This is a genomic window from Shewanella nanhaiensis (genome assembly GCF_019457885.1).
Classification (GTDB): domain Bacteria; phylum Pseudomonadota; class Gammaproteobacteria; order Enterobacterales; family Shewanellaceae; genus Shewanella; species Shewanella nanhaiensis.
This window is the reverse complement of the sequence record NZ_JAHZST010000001.1, coordinates 425,914-447,211: the sequence shown is the minus strand read 5'-3', so window position 1 is coordinate 447,211 and position 21,298 is coordinate 425,914. Positions and strand designations below refer to the sequence as shown.

Genomic DNA, 21,298 nt, shown 5'->3' with positions numbered 1-21,298 from the left:
TAGTCTCTTAGTGAGATGTTTTTCCCATACAGCCTGCTAATATTTTCTCAAAAAAATCACTGCCTTTTTTCTGCGCAAATGCAATGTTCCGCTCAGGGATCGACTCTGGATCATTGTAGTTTGCTAACGCTAGCTCCATGCTGACTTCGCGAATAATGTGCAAAGTCGGGTAGGGAGAGCGGTTGGTATAGTTAGATGGTTCATCCATAGGCTCACCCTCGAAGCAGTAGTCTGGGTGGAAGCTAGCTAGCTGATATACACCTTCATAATCTTGATCTATTAATAGATCGTTGGCGATATCGACCAGATCTAGATAGGGATAAAACCCTTCAAATCCGCGGGGAATGATAAAGAGTGTGGTCTCGGTCTCAGGATGTTCATCCAAATACTGGCACTCTTTAATTAAGGCTTCGAGGACATTGTGCATTTTGGATTCATCGATAACGGCGTAGCGAATACTGCGACGTTCAACTTCACGTCGTGCAAAGGGGCAGATGTTGTACTTCATTATCATACGCTCGACCCAATTTTGTGTGTGTGTTGCGATCAATTGAAGTTCTGTGTCTTGCGTTTGCTGTGTCATGCTGCTTCGCCTGTTTTATATAGCCATATCAATAGGGCTGATTTTCAACCTCGGGGCGATCATAGGGGGGATAAGAGGAACAAGCAAGCCTGCTTTATCGGTTAAGAGTGTGAATGACTATTGAGTCAGCTTAGGTTAATCTGATTTGAATTAGTATGGAGTCGACTACGAAATGGAACTTTTATTATGATAAGACTAATTTGCTGCTTACTGCTGCTTTCCACGTTAACTGCCTGTACTGCCTCTGAGGTCGCCGAACCCAGCCCCCTACGTACAACGACGGTGGCCACTGGCGATCTTGACTTCTTATCTGCTCAAACTCGATATTTTGCCTGGCACCCAACATTGGCCAAAGTGGTGGCTGATGAAAGAGTGCAAAGCGATCAAGTCATCAGCAATATGCAGCATGCGTTAAAGAAAGTGTTGGAAGCTAAGGGGTACCAGCTTGTTTCAAGCCAGCAATCCCCTGATTTGCTGGTGGGATTTGGCCTGACATTGAGCTCAGACATGAGTGATAGCGAGATATTACAGAAAACGGGGCTAGTACCTGGATTATCTACTTTTGGTGTCGATATGAATAAATATGAGAAGGGGTCAGTATTAGTGGCTTTGTTTGAACCTCAATCTCAAGAGCCTGTTTGGAGAGCGTTAGGGCAAGGTTTTACCGACTTTGAGAGAGATGGTGCTAAGCGTCAGCAGGGGTTTAATGAATTTATTTCTGTGATGCTGATGGCAGTACCAGTGATTTAGTAAAAAGGAGAGAGAGTTTGAAAAACACGATATTAGGTCTATGCGCAGTTTTATTGATGGCACTCTCGTTCCAAGGAGTGGCATCGGCAGAGTGGATAAAGATTGCTGACAAGACAGTTAATTACAAAACTGAAACCGATACAGTGACGCCGAGTGGCAGTGAGAAAAATGTGACTCACATTAAGCTTAAATGCACTCAAGGAACTGTGAATCTGCATAAAATTGTCATTAACATGAGTGACGGTACGAGTAAAACGCTAGATAACCTTGGGGTATTAACCAAAGGGTTATCGAGCCGCAGTATCTCAATTCCCAAAGGCGAACTGAAAATAAAGTCTATCGATTTGACCTACGACAGCGTTGGTAGTCAAACTTTGGCGATTGCAGGTGTCTCTAAAAAAGCTAAGTTAGATATTATGGGGAAGACACCGACAAGCAAAGAGTAGTAGAGTTAGTTTATGGCTAGCCTAACTTGGTTAGGTTAGCCTGCATTTAACAGTTCAGGGTTATCGATATATACCTTAAGTCGCTTTATCTCATTTGGAGTGAAATGTTTACCTTGGTAGTGATTTAGCGCCTCTTCAATCTCTTGTTGGTTGGTTAATTCACCTCTACTTTTTATTTCAAAGGATTGGAACTCTTTAACTTTTAATTTCCAAGCCTGCTCATCCGCTTTCAATTGCTCAATTCTCTCCATCACTTGTGGTGTAAATTCATTGAGTTGATCACTATTGCCATCTAAATTATCGACGATGTTGAAAACCTGCAGCGTAGGCTCATACACCTCTCTCTCCTTCTCCTCCATCTGGCTTATTTGATGGGTGATTAACATCTGCTTCTGCTCATTGGAAAGTGAGCTGTCTTGTAAGATAGCCATTCTCTCTATTGCTTGGTTGTCGTAGCGATTTTCATGAGAGAAAAAGGCTTCTATTTCAACTGGGGTAAAATAATCAAATTGGCTTTGATGGGCGCGCTCTATAAAGCTCATTGTGTCATCAATGTTGAGTTCACTGAGCATGTTAGGTCCCGTTTGCTTTATCTCTACTAAGGCGATTTTATAATCGCGGTAGCGACTAAAAAGATCCAGCAGATATATATGAGCCTCAGGGGTTAAATCCAGTTGGGTGGAGAGCTGGTTTAATAGGTGCGTTATGGTTTGACTTGTTTCTTGATGGGTGAGAATTAACTCATCAAATTTCCATCTGAGCTCTTCGTTTAACTCAAGCTCTGATTGCCCTGTATTTTGGGAGGTGATTTTATCCTCTTTAATGAGTACTGGTTGTGTCTTGAGTTCCTCTATTTTGATGTCGTTATTGGTGATTGTTGAGGAGTAATGTTGCACATTAAAATAGATTAGCCCCCCCACGACAAAGATAAGAATTAAGCTTAAAAGCATAATACTTTTTGCCGAGAGGGGGCTGTCAGCGCTTTGCTTTACTTGCTGAGGCATAGATTAAAATCCACTGCTAGCAAGACGGTTAATATGTGCTTTATATAGGGTTTTAGGGTTTGTTTCGAACCAGCTCACTAAGCCAAACATCTGGTTAACTTCATCTAGGTGGTTCATATTATAGTTATCACGGATCACTTGACCTAAATGTGAGCTACATCTTGAGACTAAACCGTCGTTAGCTTCATTAAATACCCAGCTGGTGACACTTAAAGCGGCATCACTGGCATCCCAAAAGTTGGTGCTCTGGCTCGTGCCTGACCAAGAGTAGTAGTTAACACCGTTGCTGGCTCTGGCGGAACCATAACCACAGTAGCTGCTAGGGACACCTTCAGGATATCTCTGGTTAAACCTGATTGAACCTTGTGTAGTGAGGGATTCTGTAGACGCTAAGGTGTCAGCCGGAAAGCTGCCGCCACCGGATACGCCTGTGACGATTTGAGAGAGTGTATTAAATGCGACATTGACTGACCACTCTACCCAAGAGTTAACTGGAATCGCGCCTCGAAGGAAATCTGCAAAGCTGCTGCCCCAGTTTACTCCACCTACAGAGGTTACTGATGCGACCATCTCAGGGCTCACACTGGCAACATAACGTGCAGTGGGGCCACCATGGCTATGACCAATTAAGTTCACTTTCTGCGCGCCAGTGTAGGCCAGTACAGATTGTACGTAGAGCCTAAGCTGTTCTCCTCTGACTTCAGATGAGTTAATTGGCGATACTCTGGCAACAAAGACCTGCGAACCTTGGTTTCTTAGGGCTCTGGGAATACCGTAAAAATAGTCTATCCCAAGTGCGTCATCGAAGCCCATAAACCCATGGACAAGTACGACGGGATATTTCGTTGATGCTGCGTGAGATTGTGCCGGGTAAAGTAAGCAAAGGAAAAGGAGTGCTGTAACAGTTAGCCATGTTTTCATAGGGTTCCCCAGAGTTGTTTTATTTGTCTTGTTGGTGGTTATCTCATCTGTTGACTTGTATCAATCTTGTATAAAAAATAACCGTGTAACATTATTGTTAACTGATTAAACTGTAGGCCGCAATAGTTATTTTCTTTACAAAGCCAGTCACAATGCGTCTTTCAGACTTTTTTCAAACAAGCGTTTATAGAAAAGGTAAATGATATCTACCACTTTGCTCAATGTTTAAGACAGCAGAGGTAGGATCAGTGGATTGAGAAATGCAGCTAAAATAATTTTATTTTTATGCGATTTAATGGGGATTTACCTGTTTAACTAGCTATTTTTAGCTATAACCCTGAAACCTTGTTAGTAGACTGGAACTTTATATCGTCCATATCAATCTGTGGGGATGAAGTAACTATTTGTGATTAAGGTTAGTGTCCTTGTTGGCGATGACGCACTCCCTGTTTGCTGTACACTGTCTCCTTAATTTTAATAGTAAGGACACTTTTTAATGCTCAAACCGCTATGTTTACTGTTCTTGATAGGGGCATTTTCTGCTAATGCAGCTACCTCTAAAGATCTTATCAAGTCTACAGAGACTTGGGATGGACAAACACTACCGCAATATTCACTAACTCAACCTGAGGTGACGATTAAAGAGATAGTGATTGCGCCAGGTGAGCAGCTGCCTTGGCATCAGCACCCGGCGATAAACGCAGGCATATTGCTTAGTGGTGAGTTAATTGTGTATACGCGCGATGGTAGAGAGAAAAACCTGAAAGCTGGCGAACCGCTTATTGAGCTGTTCAACACCTCTCACTATGGTAAAAATATCAGCAGTGAGCCAGCTAAAATAGTGGTGTTTTATCTTGCAGAAAAAGATGCGCCAGTCACAGTACTGGATAAAGAGGCTGAATAATCCTTATTGAACAGAAAAGGGGCGAATGCCCCTATTTAGTTAAGATTTTTTAGGCTAAAACTGGTAGCTTAACCGCACAAAACCATTGTCTATTTTATCGTCCTCAATGACAAAGTGTTGCCAGCCAAGCGCGAGTTGCCATTGCGGGTTGATATGCCAATAAAGTGATATGTCACTGAATAAATCGGTACCGTTTTCATTACTCTCTACCAGTTCTTGATTGATTAGGCTAGTAAAGTCACTTTGCCAAAACCACACCCCTCCACCCAATTTTAATCCAACGGGTTCACTAAATTGCCACAGATAGCTTATCCCTAAATCGATACCTGTCGCTGAGCGTGGGCCTAGGCTCTCAGCTAACTTGATTGAGGGAGCAGGATCTAATGCGATACCTTTTGCTGTGAACTGATAATCGCCTAAGTGTTGATAACCCAAGTTAATGTGCCAATTAGGGTTGAATTGGTAACCAAATCCTAAGCCCCAACTCCAATCACTATTGTCACTGGAAAATTGCGATACCTGCATTCCAGCTGCTTCAAGTTTGTTGATATCGACTTCGGCAGATGTTCGGCTGTAACCTGTTTGAATATCTGCGGTCCATGATGCTTGTGCTGTGCCGCACATTAATAAGCTGGCGAGCAGTATCTGCGCAGTTTGTTTACCTCTTCTGATTAACCCAAGCAGAAGCAAGAGAGCTGCGCTTAATACACTGATTGAACCACCACTACTTTCGTTGTTTATTTTTATTTCTTGGTATGCATCTACAGTCACTGTGAGAACTCCTTCCATTTCAGCGCCTAACTGATCTTCTATACCATAGAGCACTCGGTCCTCTCCTTCAAATCCAAGCTGCGGTATATATTGGATTTTATTGTCAGAAGTGATACTGACTTGGCCAACTTTTGCAGTGACAGAGCTAAGAGTTATCTCTTGGTCATCGATGTCGTTAGCAAGTACATCCACGATTATACTGGTTTTGTCGTCGGTGGATGCGTGATCGTCATTGGTTACCGGTGCCTCATTGGCCTTTACTGTAATAAGCACCCTAGCCGTTGCACTACTACCTTGAGAGTCAACTACAGTATAGAGTACTTCGTCATCGCCTAAGTAACCGAGAGGTGCTTGATATTGCAAAAGGCCAGTATGATTAATACTTGCTGCTCCTAATCTTCCCTGTACGCTCTGCAACTCGATGGGATCGCCTTCGGGATCGCTGTCATTCAGGGTCGGATCGAGTAGAAGCAAACTGGTTTCTATAAGCTCTATGGCATCATCTTCTGCATTTGGCGATAAATTATTTGTTAAAAGTGTCGCCACTCCTCCTGGATCGCTAATGTGGAAGTTGGCTTCGCCATCGTCATCATTTGGTCCACCATCCACTATGGTGAGCTGGATACACCATGCACCCTCTATCAGACCTGCTTGCCAACTGTTTGCGCCGGGAGAGGGGCAGAATCCTGGTTCACCACTGGTACTGTGGATATGGTTGGAGTCATCTTCAACAAACTCGTACCAACCTTGAGACTCATTATATTTTCTATAGACAGCGTCTGAGGGGATAGCCTTAGTTAAAGGCAGAACTATGCGGTATTGATTGCCCTGTATTGGGAGTCCGCTGGCGATAAAGTCAAACACACCGCTGGTGAAACTAAATTCACTGTCTTGCGGCAGAGGATCCTCTTTATCAAGCAGCAGAGTGTTTCGCTCTCCTCCAACAGCCAGGCTACCTAGCTTGATACAAACACCAGCTTCTCCCTCGATAAGGTATTGAACTTGCTCATCCTCATTTTCTGGTTGAACATTACAGCTGGGCAGGGCGTCTTGGAAGTTGGCTATACCATCTAAGTCATCATCGCCAAACCCTTCAACATTATCAGGGATCATATCTCCGTCACTATCGGTATTGTCGAGTAAAGGTAAGCTGGCAACGAGTGTCAATCTACGGGTAACCTGTGTCCTTTTTTGACCATCAGAGACTTGAGCTTTTACCTTGTAGTCGCCTGGCTCAACATTACTTGGGTCGAAACGTATGATCTCCGCTGATGTGTCTAAGTCCTCTAGCTCAAGGTGAGATAATTCCCAGTTGATGGTGAGCTGGTCATTGGGGTTGCTATCTGAGTAGTTGGCTGTGATAGTAACCTCTCCGCCATCTTGCGAGAGTAGCAATCTTGGCTCTGCATCTTGGGTTATATTAAGGGATATCTCTGGGGCGATATTACGGTTGACGATATGCAGAGTGTGGCTGGGTTTATAGCCGCTATTCACCGAGTCATCAAGCACGAGTATCAACTTCTCATCTTGCTCACCTATTTCATCTTCAAGGATCTCAAGCTCCAGTGTTACATCTCGTCCTGATGTGATGACAGCTTGCTGACTGTTCAAGGAGTAATCTTCATTGAGCTTAGCATCACCAGTGACGCTAAAATCGATCACAACAGGATATTGTGGTGCGTCGCCATTAAGGGAAAGGGTAACGGATGCCGCTCCTCCCTCTACGACAAATTGATCTTTATGGAAGTTAACCAAGGGATATACGTCCACCTGTTGGCTTGCGACCTTCGTGTTTCCATTGCTGTCGGTGGTTTCCCAGTAGACAAGGTGACGGCCTGGTTGGAATAGAGGCTGACCATATTTAAGGCTGACAGGTAGAGGCTCTCCCTCACTGTCAAATGCCGTTGCAACACCTAGATCGACGCGTGTGAATAACCCTTGAGCTTGGACACTTACAGCTTCAGGAACCGTTAGTGTGGGCAGAGCCTCATTGTTAGGGGTGACTTGCAGGCTCACTTCTGCTTGGCTGCTTTCACCCTCGGGATCAACAATTAAGTAGCTTAAGTTAATATCACCAGTCATACCTGAACTTAAGGTCAGTAGTAACTGTTCATCTTCTATCTCTACCTTGCCTAAGCTCGATTCTGCACTGACGAGGGAGAGTATATCTTCATCGATATCTTTATCATTAGCTAATACAGATAAGCGGTACTCTCCGCTTGGTGTATAGTCCAGCTCAAAGGTGTCATCTTGTGCTTTGGGGGCATCGTTTACGGGAAGTATTTTGATGCTCACTTCAATGGGATTTGAACTGGATTGTTGATCGCTCACGGTGACAGTGAAGCTGTCATCGCCGTGAAAGTTTTCATCGGCTTGGTAAGTCCATCTTGTGCCACTCGTGTCAAGGGAGCCTTGTTGAGGCTGATTAACTAAGCTAATGGTTAACTCGTCGCCTTCATCATCTTTGGCGTCCAGATTAAACACCAGTTCAGTGTCCTCTAGTGCTTCAAACTGAGTACTGCTGAGAGTAGGGGCATCGTTGATATTGAGGACTTCGATACTAAATGCTGGCAAGCTTGCCGATGCGGCTGTGCTGTCGATGACACTGATAATGATATTACTGTTTATGCCCACATCGTTATTGGTAGGTGTACCAGACAAACTGCCATTGGCGCTGTTAAAACTTGCCCAGCTTGGTTTATTACTGATCGTAAAGTTGTGTGTGTCACCATTGTCGGTATCAAGCAGAGTAGGAGTGAAACTGTAAAGACTATCTTCATCGACAGAGCTGGCTGGAATACCTGTGATGACCGGAGTGAAGTTATATGCTTTATGCACACTATCTGTGGCTTCAGCACCTTGGTTTCCTGCTTCATCCGTTAACGAGAGAGTCAGAGTGAGCGTGCCTTCATTTAAGCTACTGACATTAATATCGCTCACGGTTTGAGGATCGCTGCTAATGATACCGCTGCCAGTGATTGAGTTGCTACCATCACTTATCTGATAGACATAGTTTTCTCCACTAACGCCTCCCGTGATGATAAAGCTAAGTGCAGACTCATTTTTAGCATCAATATACTCTTGTTTTATCTCTATCTCGTAGCCAACGGGGGCTGACGTATCTATGGTCACTGCGTTGGAAATGGTGATAACTTGGGTGTTACCCGCAAGATCGACTGGTGAGAGGTGGGCGTCATAATCACCTTCTGTTAAGGTGTCTGCCAGCTCATTGTCTAGCCAGTTACCGCTGTTGATATCACTGAAACTGTCGGCATCGAAAGGCCCAAGTATGGTGTTGTCTTCAGCCTCCAAAGTGAAAGATAAGCTAGCTATTCCTCCGGCATCGGTCACTGTACCTGTAAGCGATGGCGTGGTATCGACACTTGTGATCGATGTGATATCTGCACTTGGTGCAATATTGTCATGGGTTAATGTGACAAGATTGACAGCTTGAGCGCTGTTACCTGCTCTATCTTTAGCGATAACTACATAGTTAGTCTCCGTGTTATCGGCTAACGAGAGGCTGATATTCCAGCTATTTGCCGTAACAATACTCGATGTAACTGCTGTATTATTGTCGGCGATACCATTGTTATCTGCATCTAGATAGAGACCGACCAATACGCCATTTTCACTCTGACTCCCTTCAATGGTGATGGCTGTTGTGGACTGATGGAGTGGGGATGTTGGACTTAAGATGACAGCATTATCTGGCGCGATAGAATCCTCAAGAAAACTGTCAATGGCCACATCTGAAATATTGCCTGCAGTATCTTGGCTACGTAACACAAAGTGATTATCGGAATCTTGGTTAAGGTTGAGTGTCAGTGACCATGATCCTGAATTGGTGCTACTGCTGGCTAAAGGTGTATTACTGTCGGCAATGCCATTAGCATCACTATCGGATAGTGCAACAATGGTGATCCCATCTTCAGGGTAATCGGTTTGAGATAAGCTGATGTGATCGGCATTAAGTGTTTGGGATGATTGAAGTGGTGTTGCCGATGCAGGAGCTTGGGTATCGATTAACAAATTTGCTTCTGTTAATGCTGTAAAGCTAAAGTCTGCTAAGTTGCCGTTTGCATCTTGAGCTGTATCAGCATTACTTTGGACTGATGTCAGCGTGACGCCATCGTCATCGTTATCGCCACTGATCACATTATAACTAAAGGTTAAGTTGGGTGAGTTATCTCCACTGGTATAAACCGCCGTTCGACTTGTTCCACCAATTAAGAGTGTGGCGGTGGAGTTCGTACCAGACAAGATAACGCTATCATCAAGTTGCACTGAGACTGTAATGGTTTCACCCGCTTTAAAGTGGCCTGTGTTTAAGGTTACAGATTGAACGACTGGACCTATGGCGTCTTTATTGACAGTGTCTGTGACGGCAGCTGCTGCGTTGCCGTTTGTATCTGAGACAACAACAGAAAGGGTTAATGTGCCATCACTGAGTGAGGTGACATCGATATTTGAGATTGTGTCGCTGACAGATGCAATCGTGCCTGAACCATTAATACTGCCCCCACCTGATGAGATCGTGTAGCTGAAATTAGCACCGACTTCAGCCCCTGCAAACGTGAAGCTTAGTGCATTATCATTTGATTCTAAGATGATGCCTTGATCAATACTGACACTGTGGCCAGTTGGCGCAGTACTGTCCTTGATGCTGCTGTCATTAACCGCACTCGCACTGTTACCGGCAATATCGGTTAGTACCAAGCTAAGGCTGAGTGTGCCATCTTCAAGGCTGCTTACATCAATATTGTCTATGGTGTCTGTAGCCGTGGCTAAACTGCCATTGCCGGTAATTGGTGTGCCGCCACCTGAGCTACTGAGGTTATAAGCATACAGGCTAGCAACCTCACCAGCTGTGAAAGTGAAGCTGACAGCATCTTCATTGCTGCTGTTGACCGGATTTTGGGTGATTGCCACGCTATGACCTGAAGGCGCGCTGGTATCCACTTCAATACTCAAAGCTGTGCTTACCGTAGAGTTATTACCTGCGGCATCGGTTTGAAAGGCTTTAATCGAATGACTTATACTGGACAGAGTGGGCATAGATGTAGACCAGCTTCCACTGCTGACACTTGTGGTTGTTGATACTTCTCCACCATCTAAAATTCCATCGTTATCAGTGTCACTAAAGAGGGTAAGGGTTGCACCTGTTTCACCATTACCTGAAATCTCAGGGGTTTGATCTGATGTAATATCATCACTGTCACTGCTACCTGTATCTGAGCTGGTGCTCATATCTAAGGCTGTGGAGGTTGCTGGTGCACTGATATCGTACTCTATGGTGTTATCTGTACTGGTGCTGGCTTGGTTGGATGCGCCAAAAGCATCTGTTACGCCTCCTGCTAACACCTGAGCAATAATGTCACCTTCGTTGGCACTGATATTGGTTGTAACCGTAAAGCTAGTGCCTGAGCTTGCTGAAACAGAGGTGACACTGGCAGTGACATCACCGCTCAGGTTGATATCTGTTACATCAAAGCCAGAAATAGACTCATTAAAGAGCACATCGAATACCACAGTGGCATTGTTGGTTGGATCGTTTTGACCACTGCCTTGGTTAATGGTCACTGTGGGCTGGGCATTGACCGTAAGGCTGATGGTATAACTCGAAATGGAATCTGAGGCACCATCATTGACACTAAAGGTGAAGCTAGAGCTAGCGTCATCATTAGGGATGTACTTGAGCTGATTGGCATCTAGGTTAGCTTTAGTCACGGTGGCACTGTTTGTTAGTGCGGATTCTGCATTGTTGATGCTACCGCTGGCATCAATATCTAACCAGAGTGAGCCATTCACTGGGGCGGTAATGATGGTGATATGGTTAAGAGTGTCGCCTTCAGGGTCGCTAAAAGCAAAGTCACTGGTGGCAATTGTTGACACACCGCCTTCATTTGGTGTGAGTGTGTTATTGCTGCTAACGGGGAGATCATTCACTTGACTCACTACAAGGCTAGTATCAATATTACCACTGCTACCACCGTCGCCATCAGTGAGTACTGTTCTGACTGTACGAGTATTTTCTGTGGGGAATAAATTGTCACTGTTTTCATAGGTGATAGCACGAACGAGCGACTGCACAAGCGCTGGCGTGGCATTGCTATTGAAGGTAACGATAAGGTCATTACCCTCTGATATAGCGTTGGTCAGTGCCCCTATATTGGTCGCGCTAATGGTGATACTGGCACTCGCTAACCCTGTTGTGGTGACAGTGTTGTCAAAACCAAGAATATCTTCGCTAGCATCTTTATTGGTGGGGATTGTAACCGTAAGTGTTCCACTGTTGAGGTTCACTGAATCTACATCGGTAAACGTCGCATTGGCGGATATGTCGATATTTTGCTTACCATCACCTTCACTGTAATTAAGGTTATCACCAGCGAGATTGCTCAGGCTTGGACTATCATTAACAGCTGCTACTGTCACTGTGATATCTGCATTAGCTGATGTGCCGCCATCACCATCACTGATGGTCAGTCTCACATTTCTCGCCCCAGTTGTTGGGTTATCGTTATCACTGTTTTGGTAAGTTAATGCTTGAACTAAGGTTTGGGCATGAGCTGGGGTTGCTGAACCATTGAAGTTAATGACAAAGTCGTTACCCGCAGCAATATTATTACCAAGTGTTCCAATGACTCCTGGTCCTGTAATGGATACATTACTGCCAGCGGTTGTTCCTGAAAGAGACATAGTCCCGCTCGTATCGATTAAGAGAATATCTTCGGCTGCATCTTCACCTGAGGTAATGGTGAGGGTTAGGTTACCACCATCGAGATCTGTGCTATCACTATCGGTAACAGTGGCTACTGTGCCTTGATCGAGAGTTTGACTTCCGTCACCTTCACTATAGGTAAAGCTGTCACCGTTGAGGTTAGCCGTTGTAGGGGCGCTATTGGGGGTTATTGCAGGCTCAAAATCAATATCATCGAGACCAATAAGCATGTTTGGATCATCATTTGGGGTAATACGAATTTCATCAGTATTGTTAAACGCAGCATCGGTAAGAGTTATTGGGTGGTACGTGTTTACTGAAATAGCTGTTAAATCAAAGACCTCACTACCCATGAGAACACTATCTTTATAGGCTTTTACGGTATATATACTTGCCCATGCAGCAGCTCTCATTTTAAAAGAGACTAGACGAAATTCACTACCATCATCAGTTTTAAAAGTGACCATAGTTGAGTCAACACTCCCAACTTGGTCATTGATTATTTTCCCTCCGCCTAGATCGCCATGGAAAGCTTCAGTTCCTCCAGCCGTAAAAGTAATTTCACCACTATCATATGGTTCCCCCAGTACCTGAAGGGCTGCAATTGCATCAAAGTTGAGATCTGTCGCTGAGTGACTAGCGCTCGATAATAATGCCAAGCTTGTAATAGCTACTTTTATCCAGATGAACCTTTCCATGGTGAGTTCCTATTGAGACATAGATGGGCAGGCCAACTGCCCATGAGTTTTGTATTTAATATTGGCCTAGCTTCGTGAAGGAAATAGGCCTTGGAGCGCGATGATAAAGTTCACTACTTGATAAGGTGGTAAATTGTTGATTGGGGTATTACCTCCAGCATTTTGCGTATTGGCATTTAGCATTGCAGTTGTATTTAATGGCGTATCAAATGCCTTCATTACTCCATTTGCTTCTGCTGAATATAAAGCGGTAGCTCTTGTTCCTGAGATGGCCACTGCTGGTACGTTGTCCACAGGGGAGGTTTCCGTGGCATTTTCGTTAGAAGCAGGGACTTTAATACTTAATGTATCTGTAATTTTTGCTTCTACATTTGTCATTGGATGATAGTGACTGGGCATTTGGTTCATTTGCAGTGTATTGTTCTCAGAGCCTTGCTTTTGCCCCATAGACTTAGGGTTTAGCCCTGGACCATGACCTTGGTGCATTGGAGTGCGACCGCGGAGCTCGGGTAAACCAAACGTAGTACGGCCATCGCCACCAAATTGGGTGCCAAGCAGAGAAAACATGGCTTGGTTTTGTGAGATAGCGATTAATGCACCGTCGCATTTTGCATAGCCACGAGGCGCAAAGTTAAATCCCACCATCTTGATCTCGCCGATAAAAGGTTCTGACATTGTTACTCTCCTAATCTTGTTATTTTCAGATTTTTTAGTATGTTGGGTACAATCCACCGACAACATTTAGGTGACCTAACATGGATTGTTTACAACTCGCTTCACTGGAACTCAAAGCTCATAGTGAGGCTGACTTGCCCTTTTTATTGCAGCTCTATACCTCTGTTCGCCGCGATGAGTTTGCCCCGGCAAGCTGGCCTGAGCCGCAATTAAACTCTTTTTTATCTGAGCAGTTTGCCGCTCAATATCGTTACTATTGTCAGCATTACAACACTGACAAATTTGATATTATCTATTACCAGAACCAAGCTATTGGACGACTGTTTGTCGACTACTGGCTCGATGAACGTCAAGAGATCCGTATTGTCGATATCTCTTTGATGCCTGAGCATCGAGGTGTTGGAGTTGCCAGTTGTTTGCTTGAGAATTTGTTTATTGAAGCTGAAAATTTAGGCTTAACCGTGAGCATACATGTAGAGCGAAATAATCCTGCCAGAGCGCTATATGAGCGTTTAGGTTTTAAGTTAAAAACGCAGACGGACGAAGTGTATCTACTCATGGAGTGGCGAGCGGAAAATAGAGTCGTTGAGCAACTCATGCCTTAAGCTCCACTTCTCTGTTGATCACGATCTCATATTGAGTCGCTGAGATTGCTGAGCAAAATAGCCACTGTTTACCAATGATTGGGTGACTGAAGGTGTAAGATCCTTGGGGCACACGATTTGGTAAGGAGTCTTTCAGGCGTGTGGTAAAGCTTTCATAGTCTTGGCAGTGGGCAGAGCCAGTAACGATTTCATCTATGATGAGTTCAAGACGATTACCTTGGTGATCTTCAACATTGACCGTTTTACCAATAAGCTGCTTGAAGGTTTGATAAGAGGGGATAGATGAATTATTGGCTTGATCAATCACGCTACACTTCCTTGTATTTCCTATGCCAGCGCTGATAAATCAATATTTTGATCCACGCTAACATATACTTGAACATCCTTGTTGCTTAAATGTTAATTTAATGCTGATGGTTTGTCCATGGTTAAAATAGGGGAATTTGGTTAGATTGGATGTAGAAAGAATATTGATACAGAGGGAAAAGGGCCTATGGCAAGCCCTTATTGAACTGATTTTTGACGTTAACTTAGGCTTATCTCATAGGAGGTGAATTTTCTAAGGTTAATGACGCCAGTATCGAAGATTAAGTATTGCCCTTTAATGCCAAGCAATATGCCACTGACGACTGGGTTTTTATCGAAGTTGTGTGAACTGATCTTGGTTGGAAACTCAGTGACTGGAAAGTGAATCTTCTGAATATCTTCATCGAGCTTTTCAATGGCATATTCACCGTTTGCCATGCAGATTTCATGTATCTTGTTTTCAACTTCAGGCAGAAGCTCTGCGGCCTTAGCCTTGAGATCTATATCTTCGGAATTGCCTTTGAGCATAGCACGCCAATTAGTCTTGTCGGCTATCATCTTAGCCAATTCAACTTCCACAAGACCTGAGATCTGTCTCGTTGATACTTTCAAAATAGGCAAGCCTTGAGTCGCGCCTTGATCTATCCAGCGCGTAGGAAGTTGGGTATGGCGAGTGATCCCCACTTTAAGACCTGATGTGTTTGAAAGATAGACATAATGCGGCACAAAGCAGTTAACTTCCCCCCACTCAGGCTCACGGCAGGTTCCCTCGGCAAAGTGGCACGTCTCAGGTTTCATTATGCACATGTCACAGCTAGCTAACTTCTTCATACAAACGAAGCAGTGCCCTTGAGAGTAGCTTTTCTTGGTTTTCTTACCGCAGTTACTGCAGCTTATTTTGCCTGTGTGAGTTAAAGTCACACTTGTGCCAATCAGCGGGTTCATCTCTACTAATTGATCACCGATTGGCAATTGATACTGTACCTGCTGGTTATCATCCAGCGTGGCACGCATTTTTTTTATTAATCCTAGCATTAAGGGTTCCTAGCATAAATGTACTTAGGTACATGTGTAGCAGACATTGGTTTGACTTAAGTTCAAAATCTAATGTTTCGATACTGATAGCCAATCTGTATTTTTGCTAGTCTATCAGATTGTTGTTGCGATATTTGATTGATTTTTTCGATTGCAATAGAGAAGGTAAATAGATGTCTAAAAGGAGAGAGGGATTGGATAAAAAGGGAGCGTAACCTCCCTTATATCAGAGCTGTACTATTTTAAATATGCATGAACCCACTAAATGCTGTATCACACTTGGTTAAGTGATCATGTTTTTTATATTCTGGTATTACACCTTATCCAGCACAACATCATCCCCTATGGTGTAGAGCGCATCGCAGAGCTGATCCTCTTGTTCATCATTTTTCATTGCAACGTCAAAGTTTGCTCTAAAGAGGGCTACACCAGTGTGGCCAGCGCTCTCATAACGAGTGCTGAGATGTTCGATATTCATCCCCATTGAACTGATTTTATTTGAAATATCGTGGACTAAGCCAGGCCTATCATAGGCAACTAAAGAGTAGCTTTTGTGGGTAGGTAGGGACTGTTCTTTACTCGTTTTTGCATAGGTTAAGCTTAAGCCTTCGATGCACTCTAAATTTTCTACTAAAGTATCCCAATTTGAAGCGGGAACTTCTAACAGGAGTATGGCTGCAAATATGCCATCTATGTGGCGAAGCTCTGAATCTAACCAGTTTCCTCCATGACGACTCACTGCATGTGCTATCTGCTCAACTAAGCCATTTTTATCTGGGACTTGAAGGGTCACTAAGTATCGTAACATATTGATATAGCTCCTATGATTAATAATTCTCTCTCGCTTGTTGCACTGTAACACTAGTGTCATCTTTGCGTCATATAATGCTACGAAAAATAAAACACTATTGTTAGCATAGCCAATGTAACAATCCCAGTGAAAAGTCTACCGATTATTTAATAAACGAGGTTTTAATGGAAACTCAGGCGATAAAACCTGATCCTAAGGCTAACGCTCTACTGATGGGCAAAGGTTCGAGTCGCAGGTCGATCACGGACAAGATGACTCAGGTTGGTGTGACCATAGGCGGCACCATGGTTTTTGTGGCGCTTTTATTGATCTTCTTTTATCTCTTATATGTTGTTAAACCTATTTTTGATGGGGCTGACGTTACGCCTGTCGTGAGTGTTGAACTGTCGGATGATGCAAGCCCAGCTTTGATGGTGGGTAGCGACGAGCAAAATGAGCTTATCTACCGAGTTTCAAATACAGGCCAGGTAGATTTCTATAAAGCGAAAACAGGTCAGCTTCTTGAAAGGGAGCAGCTGATTTTACCTAACGGCACTCAAGTTAGCAGCAGCGCTGTTTCAGCGCCGAGCGAGCAAAGATTTGCTCTCGGACTCGATAATGGTCAGCTTTTACTCGCTGGCATTAACTTTGGGGTGACTTACCCAGATAATGAACGTCTTATTACACCCGATATCAGATTCCCTGCTGGTAAACAGGCATTAACTGTTGATGAAAACGGCTCGGCACTTCATCACCTGACTTTTGGTTATAGCAGTGAAGTGATGAGTTTTGCCTACCAAGATGATGCTAAGGTGTGGCGTTTAGCCCGTCAAGAAGGTGAAGAGAACATGATGACCGAAGAGGTTGAATGGATCTCTTCAACGGGGGTTATTCAAGAAGCTCCTTCCAATGTACAGCAAGCGCTAATGACACCCGACCAACGCCAGTTGATATTAAGAAGCAGTGATAAGCTGTTTATCTACGATATTCGTGATGTCGAAGATATTCAGTTGATGCAGGTATTAGCGCTTGATTTGGCAAATACACAAGTTAAAAGTGTCAGTTTACTCGCTGGTGCCAGCTCGCTTTTGGTGAGTTATGACTCCGGTGTTGTGTTGCAATACTTTCAGGTAAATGGCGAAAGGGGTCGTCAATATCAGGAGATTCGAGGCTTCGACAAACTCGGTGATGTTGCCAGTATTGCCAGCGAATTTTACCGTAAGAGCTTTGTGACGGTCAGTGATAAAGGCGAGCTCTCTCTACTCTATACCACTAGTCAACGTAAGCTGTTTTCTGAGAATTTTGATCTGGAGAATCCGGTTAAAATAGGGTTTAGCCCAAGATCGAATGCGCTGGTTGTTGAAGCTGGAAATAAGCTACATCTTTTCAATGTTGAGAATGAGCATCCTGAGGTCTCGTGGAGCGCCATGTGGAGCAAGGTCTGGTATGAGGGTTATCCTGAGCCTAAATATGTGTGGCAGTCGACCTCTGGCTCTGATGACTTTGAGGCAAAATTAAGCTTAATGCCTTTGGCGTTTGGTACTATGAAAGCGGCACTATATGCCATGTTGTTTGCAACGCCTTTAGCGATTGCAGGTGCGGTATACACGGCTTACTTCATGTCTCCTAAAGTCCGCTCTATTGTTAAACCAACCATTGAGATTATGGAAGCTCTGCCAACGGTTATTTTAGGCTTCTTAGCTGGTCTTTGGCTTGCTCCCTTGATTGAGGATAATCTGCCTGGGATCTTGGTTTTGCTCATCTTACTTCCGCTGTCGATCCTCTCCAGTGCATTTGCCTGGTATCACCTGCCGGGCAAGTGGAAACAGAGGTTACCTGACACTTATCAAGAGCTGATGTTAATTCCTGTCATCCTGTTTATCGGTTGGTTCTCATTTGCCATCAGCCCCGCGATTGAGATCCTCCTGTTTGATGGTGATTCACGCATGTTTATCACCAATGAGTTAGGGATCACGTTCGATCAACGAAATGCTCTTGTGGTCGGTATTGCTATGGGCTTTGCGGTTATTCCGACCATCTTCTCTATCGCTGAAGACGCGGTTTTCTCGGTTCCTCGCCACCTCTCAAATGGTAGCTTGGCTCTGGGGGCTACCAACTGGCAAACCTTGACTCGTGTGGTGTTGTTAACTGCAAGTCCTGGGATATTCTCTGCGGTAATGATGGGCCTTGGCCGCGCTGTTGGTGAGACCATGATCGTACTGATGGCTACGGGTAATACGGCCATCATGGAGTGGAGCGTATTTGAAGGTATGAGAACCCTAGCAGCCAATATCGCCGTGGAGATGCCAGAGTCGGCGATAGGGAGTTCGCACTATCGAGTGCTCTTCTTGGCCGCTTTTGTACTGTTTATCTTTACATTCTTCTTTAACACTATCGCAGAAGTCGTTAGACAACGTCTTCGTGAACGTTACAGCTCACTTTAAATATAAGAACATGATGATTAAGTATATGAAGTCGAATATGTGTGTTTTGGCGTTGAACCTAGGGAGTATTTCTCATGGGTAAGTGGTTTAAATCCGGCTCTCCTTGGATCTGGATGACTGGTGGTGCTGTTAGCATCAGCTTAATTGCTGTTCTCGGTCTACTCTTGATGATTGCATGGCGTGGCCTGAGCTACTTTTGGCCTGCTGAGATCTATCAGTGGGAGCTTAATGATCAAGATGGGCAACAATACACCTTGATTGGTGAGATCTATGACAGCGAAGAGGTGCCGACAGAGCGTTTAGTGGCTGCCGGACATCAATTTGATCAAGCGCCAGGTGATACCGTTAAGCGTTACCTTATTAAAACGGGTAACCGTGAGTTTGTCGGTCTGGATTTTCGCTGGATATTAGCAACAGATATTATCTCACGCAGTAAACCCGATGATATTGCTGTGATTGAGCGGAGTAAGAACGGTGACTTTTATGGTTATCCGGTTGCTGTGATAGAAAATGGGCAACGTCTTGAGCTTAAGGATGTTGAGTCCTCGTTGATGTCTCACATTGAGCGTGCGGTTGAACTCAATGATGAAGCGGTTAAGCTTCAGAAGAGTGAGATAGGCTCAATCAACTATGCTCTAGAGAAGTTGAGGTTAAAGGAGCGTGGTTATGAGCTGGATAACAAGTTAACCGATGCGCGTAAACTTGAGCTGGAGACAGCACGCAGCACGCTTCAGGCCGATTACTTAGTATTAGAGAAACAGTTTTTTGCACTTAGAGAGGAAGCTGGACGCGATTCTGTCATCATTAAAGATATGCGAGGGCTAGAAGTTACTTTAAAACTAGACTCAATTCTTGATGTGACCTACGCCAACCGAATGGGGCTGCTTAGCAAAGTTGGACACTGGTTTGTTGGTATGGGTCGCTTTATCAGTGACGACCCACGCGAAGCCAATACTGAAGGCGGTGTCTTCCCTGCTATTTTCGGTACTGTGTTTATGGTGATGTTGATGGCCGTTATTGTGACACCATTTGGTGTGATTGCGGCTATCTACCTTCATGAATACGCTAAAAAAGGGCCTGTGACTAAGATGATACGCATTGCGGTAATCAACTTAGCGGGTGTTCCCTCCATTGTTTATGGTGTATTTGGATTAGGTTTCTTTGTTTATATGTTTGGTGGCACACTGGATCAGCTCTTCTATCCTGAAGCTTTGCCTGCGCCAACCTTTGGCTCACCAGGGGTTATCTGGTCAGCATTGACCTTGGCAATATTAACTCTGCCTGTGGTTATTGTATCAACCGAAGAGGGACTTAGCCGTATACCCAGTGCTGTTCGTCAAGGCAGCTTAGCCTTGGGGGCAACTAAGGCTGAAACCTTATGGCGTATTGTCATTCCTATGGCAAGCCCAGCGATTATGACTGGACTTATTCTCGCGGTAGCTAGAGCGGCGGGTGAAGTTGCCCCTTTAATGCTAGTGGGGGTTGTAAAACTCGCGCCGACTCTGCCAATAGATATGAACTTTCCCTTTGTGCATCTGGAACGTAAATTTATGCACTTAGGCTTCCATATTTATGATGTTGGTTTTCAAAGCCCCAATGTTGAAGCTGCAAGACCTTTAGTATATGCGACCTCTTTCTTGCTGGTCTCCGTCATTGTGTCACTCAACCTGACGGCTATTGGCGTACGAAACCACTTACGTGAAAAGTATCGCTCACTAGAACATTAATTAACTGAATACCGCCACAAAAAGTGGCATAAATAGAGGTGCGAAGCAGCTCTATTAAGTGATAGGACATAACATGATTTCGATAGATAAGTCTGCCATGAGCACAAATGAAATAGACCTCAACAATTTGAGTCAAGAAGAAACTGCCTTGGAGATCCGTAACTTAGACCTTAAGTATGGAGACAAGCAGGCTCTATTTGATGTGTCAATGAAGATTCCTGAGAAGCAGGTTACTGCCTTTATTGGACCAAGTGGTTGTGGTAAATCGACTTTACTACGTTGTATTAATCGTATGAATGATCTGGTGGATAACTGCCACATCGGCGGCGAGATCTTACTTAATGGTCAAAATATCTATGACAAAAAAGTGGATGTAGCCGCGTTGAGGCGTAATGTGGGTATGGTATTTCAGCGTCCAAACCCGTTCCCTAAATCTATCTATGAGAATGTGGTCTATGGCCTACGTCTGCAAGGGGTAAACAACCGTCGAGCTCTTGATGAGGCGGCCGAGCGTTCACTGCGCGGCGCGGCTATCTGGGACGAGGTAAAAGACAGACTGCATGATAACGCTTTCGGTCTTTCAGGCGGACAGCAGCAGCGTTTAGTTATCGCTCGTGCGATTGCCATTGAGCCTGAAGTGTTACTGCTTGATGAGCCAACCTCTGCATTGGATCCTATCTCCACCTTGACCATTGAGGAGTTGATCACTGATCTAAAATCTAAATACACTGTAGTAATTGTTACTCACAATATGCAGCAGGCTGCAAGGGTGTCGGATCAAACCGCCTTTATGTATATGGGTGAGTTAGTTGAATATGCGGATACTAATACCATATTCACCACTCCTAAAACCCGTAAAACAGAAGATTATATTACTGGACGTTACGGTTAACGAGTGTGGCCTAAAACTCCCTT

At 44.3% G+C, this 21,298-nt stretch carries 15 protein-coding genes; 7 read left to right on the top strand and 8 right to left on the bottom strand.

Going from position 1 to position 21,298, the window contains the following annotated elements:
• Positions 1–7 precede the first annotated feature (7 nt).
• Positions 8–583 (bottom strand): DUF1415 domain-containing protein, encoded by a 576-nt coding sequence (locus K0625_RS01760; RefSeq protein ID WP_220108078.1) that lies wholly within the window; start codon positions 581–583, stop codon positions 8–10.
• A 186-nt stretch (positions 584–769) separates the two neighbouring features.
• Here K0625_RS01760 and K0625_RS01755 point away from each other — a divergent pair, with 186 nt between their 5' ends.
• Together K0625_RS01755 and K0625_RS01750 are read left to right on the top strand one after the other, a co-directional pair.
• Positions 770–1,333 carry a DUF4136 domain-containing protein gene (locus K0625_RS01755; protein WP_220108077.1) on the top strand — a complete coding sequence of 188 codons (564 nt, stop codon included), beginning with the start codon at positions 770–772 and terminating at the stop codon, positions 1,331–1,333.
• Positions 1,334–1,350: 17 nt separating this feature from the next.
• Positions 1,351–1,779, top strand: a complete 429-nt coding sequence (locus tag K0625_RS01750; protein ID WP_220108076.1) for a DUF2541 family protein — start codon at positions 1,351–1,353, stop codon at positions 1,777–1,779.
• Between the two features lie 35 nt (positions 1,780–1,814).
• Here the strand turns inward: K0625_RS01750 and K0625_RS01745 are convergent, their stop codons facing one another.
• Both K0625_RS01745 and K0625_RS01740 read right to left on the bottom strand, forming a co-directional pair.
• Complete coding sequence (locus tag K0625_RS01745; RefSeq protein ID WP_220108075.1) at positions 1,815–2,783, bottom strand: lipase chaperone family protein; 969 nt, start codon at positions 2,781–2,783, stop codon at positions 1,815–1,817.
• Positions 2,784–2,786: 3 nt separating this feature from the next.
• Entirely contained in the window at positions 2,787–3,704 is a 918-nt protein-coding gene (locus K0625_RS01740) for a lipase family alpha/beta hydrolase (RefSeq protein ID WP_220108074.1), read from the bottom strand.
• 496 nt (positions 3,705–4,200) lie between these two features.
• Between K0625_RS01740 and K0625_RS01735 the strand changes: the two genes are divergently transcribed.
• Positions 4,201–4,608: a cupin domain-containing protein gene (locus K0625_RS01735; protein ID WP_220108073.1), complete on the top strand. Its 408-nt coding sequence runs from the start codon at positions 4,201–4,203 to the stop codon at positions 4,606–4,608.
• A gap of 54 nt (positions 4,609–4,662) precedes the next feature.
• Here K0625_RS01735 and K0625_RS01730 read toward each other — a convergent pair whose 3' ends face one another.
• On the bottom strand, positions 4,663–12,801 hold the full coding sequence (locus K0625_RS01730) for an Ig-like domain-containing protein (RefSeq protein ID WP_220108072.1): 8,139 nt from the start codon (positions 12,799–12,801) through the stop codon (positions 4,663–4,665).
• Positions 12,802–12,867: 66 nt separating this feature from the next.
• Complete coding sequence (locus K0625_RS01725; RefSeq protein ID WP_220108071.1) at positions 12,868–13,476, bottom strand: phage tail protein; 609 nt, start codon at positions 13,474–13,476, stop codon at positions 12,868–12,870.
• Positions 13,477–13,556: 80 nt separating this feature from the next.
• On the opposite strand from K0625_RS01725, the gene K0625_RS01720 reads away from it, so the two are divergent.
• Entirely contained in the window at positions 13,557–14,081 is a 525-nt protein-coding gene (locus K0625_RS01720) for a GNAT family N-acetyltransferase (RefSeq protein WP_220108070.1), read from the top strand.
• Here the strand turns inward: K0625_RS01720 and K0625_RS01715 are convergent.
• The 3 genes from K0625_RS01715 to K0625_RS01705 form a co-directional block, all read right to left on the bottom strand.
• On the bottom strand, positions 14,071–14,388 hold the full coding sequence (locus K0625_RS01715) for a DUF6916 family protein (protein ID WP_220108069.1): 318 nt from the start codon (positions 14,386–14,388) through the stop codon (positions 14,071–14,073). The genes K0625_RS01720 and K0625_RS01715 overlap by 11 nt on opposite strands.
• A gap of 218 nt (positions 14,389–14,606) precedes the next feature.
• Positions 14,607–15,422, bottom strand: coding sequence for a DUF2797 domain-containing protein (locus K0625_RS01710; RefSeq protein ID WP_220108068.1), 816 nt, complete (start codon positions 15,420–15,422; stop codon positions 14,607–14,609).
• Between the two features lie 313 nt (positions 15,423–15,735).
• On the bottom strand, positions 15,736–16,230 hold the full coding sequence (locus K0625_RS01705) for a glycine cleavage system transcriptional repressor (RefSeq protein WP_220108067.1): 495 nt from the start codon (positions 16,228–16,230) through the stop codon (positions 15,736–15,738).
• 167 nt (positions 16,231–16,397) lie between these two features.
• Between K0625_RS01705 and K0625_RS01700 the strand changes: the two genes are divergently transcribed.
• From K0625_RS01700 to pstB, 3 genes are all read left to right on the top strand, one after another.
• Positions 16,398–18,656, top strand: a complete 2,259-nt coding sequence (locus tag K0625_RS01700) for an ABC transporter permease subunit (RefSeq protein WP_220108066.1) — start codon at positions 16,398–16,400, stop codon at positions 18,654–18,656.
• A 74-nt stretch (positions 18,657–18,730) separates the two neighbouring features.
• Complete coding sequence (pstA, locus tag K0625_RS01695; RefSeq protein ID WP_220108065.1) at positions 18,731–20,383, top strand: phosphate ABC transporter permease PstA; 1,653 nt, start codon at positions 18,731–18,733, stop codon at positions 20,381–20,383.
• Between the two features lie 73 nt (positions 20,384–20,456).
• Complete coding sequence (gene pstB, locus K0625_RS01690) at positions 20,457–21,275, top strand: phosphate ABC transporter ATP-binding protein PstB (protein ID WP_220108064.1); 819 nt, start codon at positions 20,457–20,459, stop codon at positions 21,273–21,275.
• The last annotated feature ends 23 nt before the right edge of the window (positions 21,276–21,298 follow it).

Excerpts from the sequence above, each read along its gene's own strand:
- K0625_RS01760 (WP_220108078.1), bottom strand. The coding sequence starts at position 583 with ATGACACAGCAAACGCAAGACACAGAACTTCAATTGATCGCAACACAC.
- K0625_RS01755 (WP_220108077.1), top strand. The coding sequence starts at position 770 with ATGATAAGACTAATTTGCTGCTTACTGCTGCTTTCCACGTTAACTGCC.
- K0625_RS01745 (WP_220108075.1), bottom strand. The coding sequence starts at position 2,783 with ATGCCTCAGCAAGTAAAGCAAAGCGCTGACAGCCCCCTCTCGGCAAAA.
- K0625_RS01740 (WP_220108074.1), bottom strand. The coding sequence starts at position 3,704 with ATGAAAACATGGCTAACTGTTACAGCACTCCTTTTCCTTTGCTTACTT.
- K0625_RS01735 (WP_220108073.1), top strand. The coding sequence starts at position 4,201 with ATGCTCAAACCGCTATGTTTACTGTTCTTGATAGGGGCATTTTCTGCT.
- K0625_RS01730 (WP_220108072.1), bottom strand. The coding sequence starts at position 12,801 with ATGGAAAGGTTCATCTGGATAAAAGTAGCTATTACAAGCTTGGCATTA.
- K0625_RS01725 (WP_220108071.1), bottom strand. The coding sequence starts at position 13,476 with ATGTCAGAACCTTTTATCGGCGAGATCAAGATGGTGGGATTTAACTTT.
- K0625_RS01720 (WP_220108070.1), top strand. The coding sequence starts at position 13,557 with ATGGATTGTTTACAACTCGCTTCACTGGAACTCAAAGCTCATAGTGAG.
- K0625_RS01710 (WP_220108068.1), bottom strand. The coding sequence starts at position 15,422 with ATGCTAGGATTAATAAAAAAAATGCGTGCCACGCTGGATGATAACCAG.
- K0625_RS01705 (WP_220108067.1), bottom strand. The coding sequence starts at position 16,230 with ATGTTACGATACTTAGTGACCCTTCAAGTCCCAGATAAAAATGGCTTA.
- K0625_RS01700 (WP_220108066.1), top strand. The coding sequence starts at position 16,398 with ATGGAAACTCAGGCGATAAAACCTGATCCTAAGGCTAACGCTCTACTG.
- pstA (WP_220108065.1), top strand. The coding sequence starts at position 18,731 with ATGGGTAAGTGGTTTAAATCCGGCTCTCCTTGGATCTGGATGACTGGT.
- pstB (WP_220108064.1), top strand. The coding sequence starts at position 20,457 with ATGATTTCGATAGATAAGTCTGCCATGAGCACAAATGAAATAGACCTC.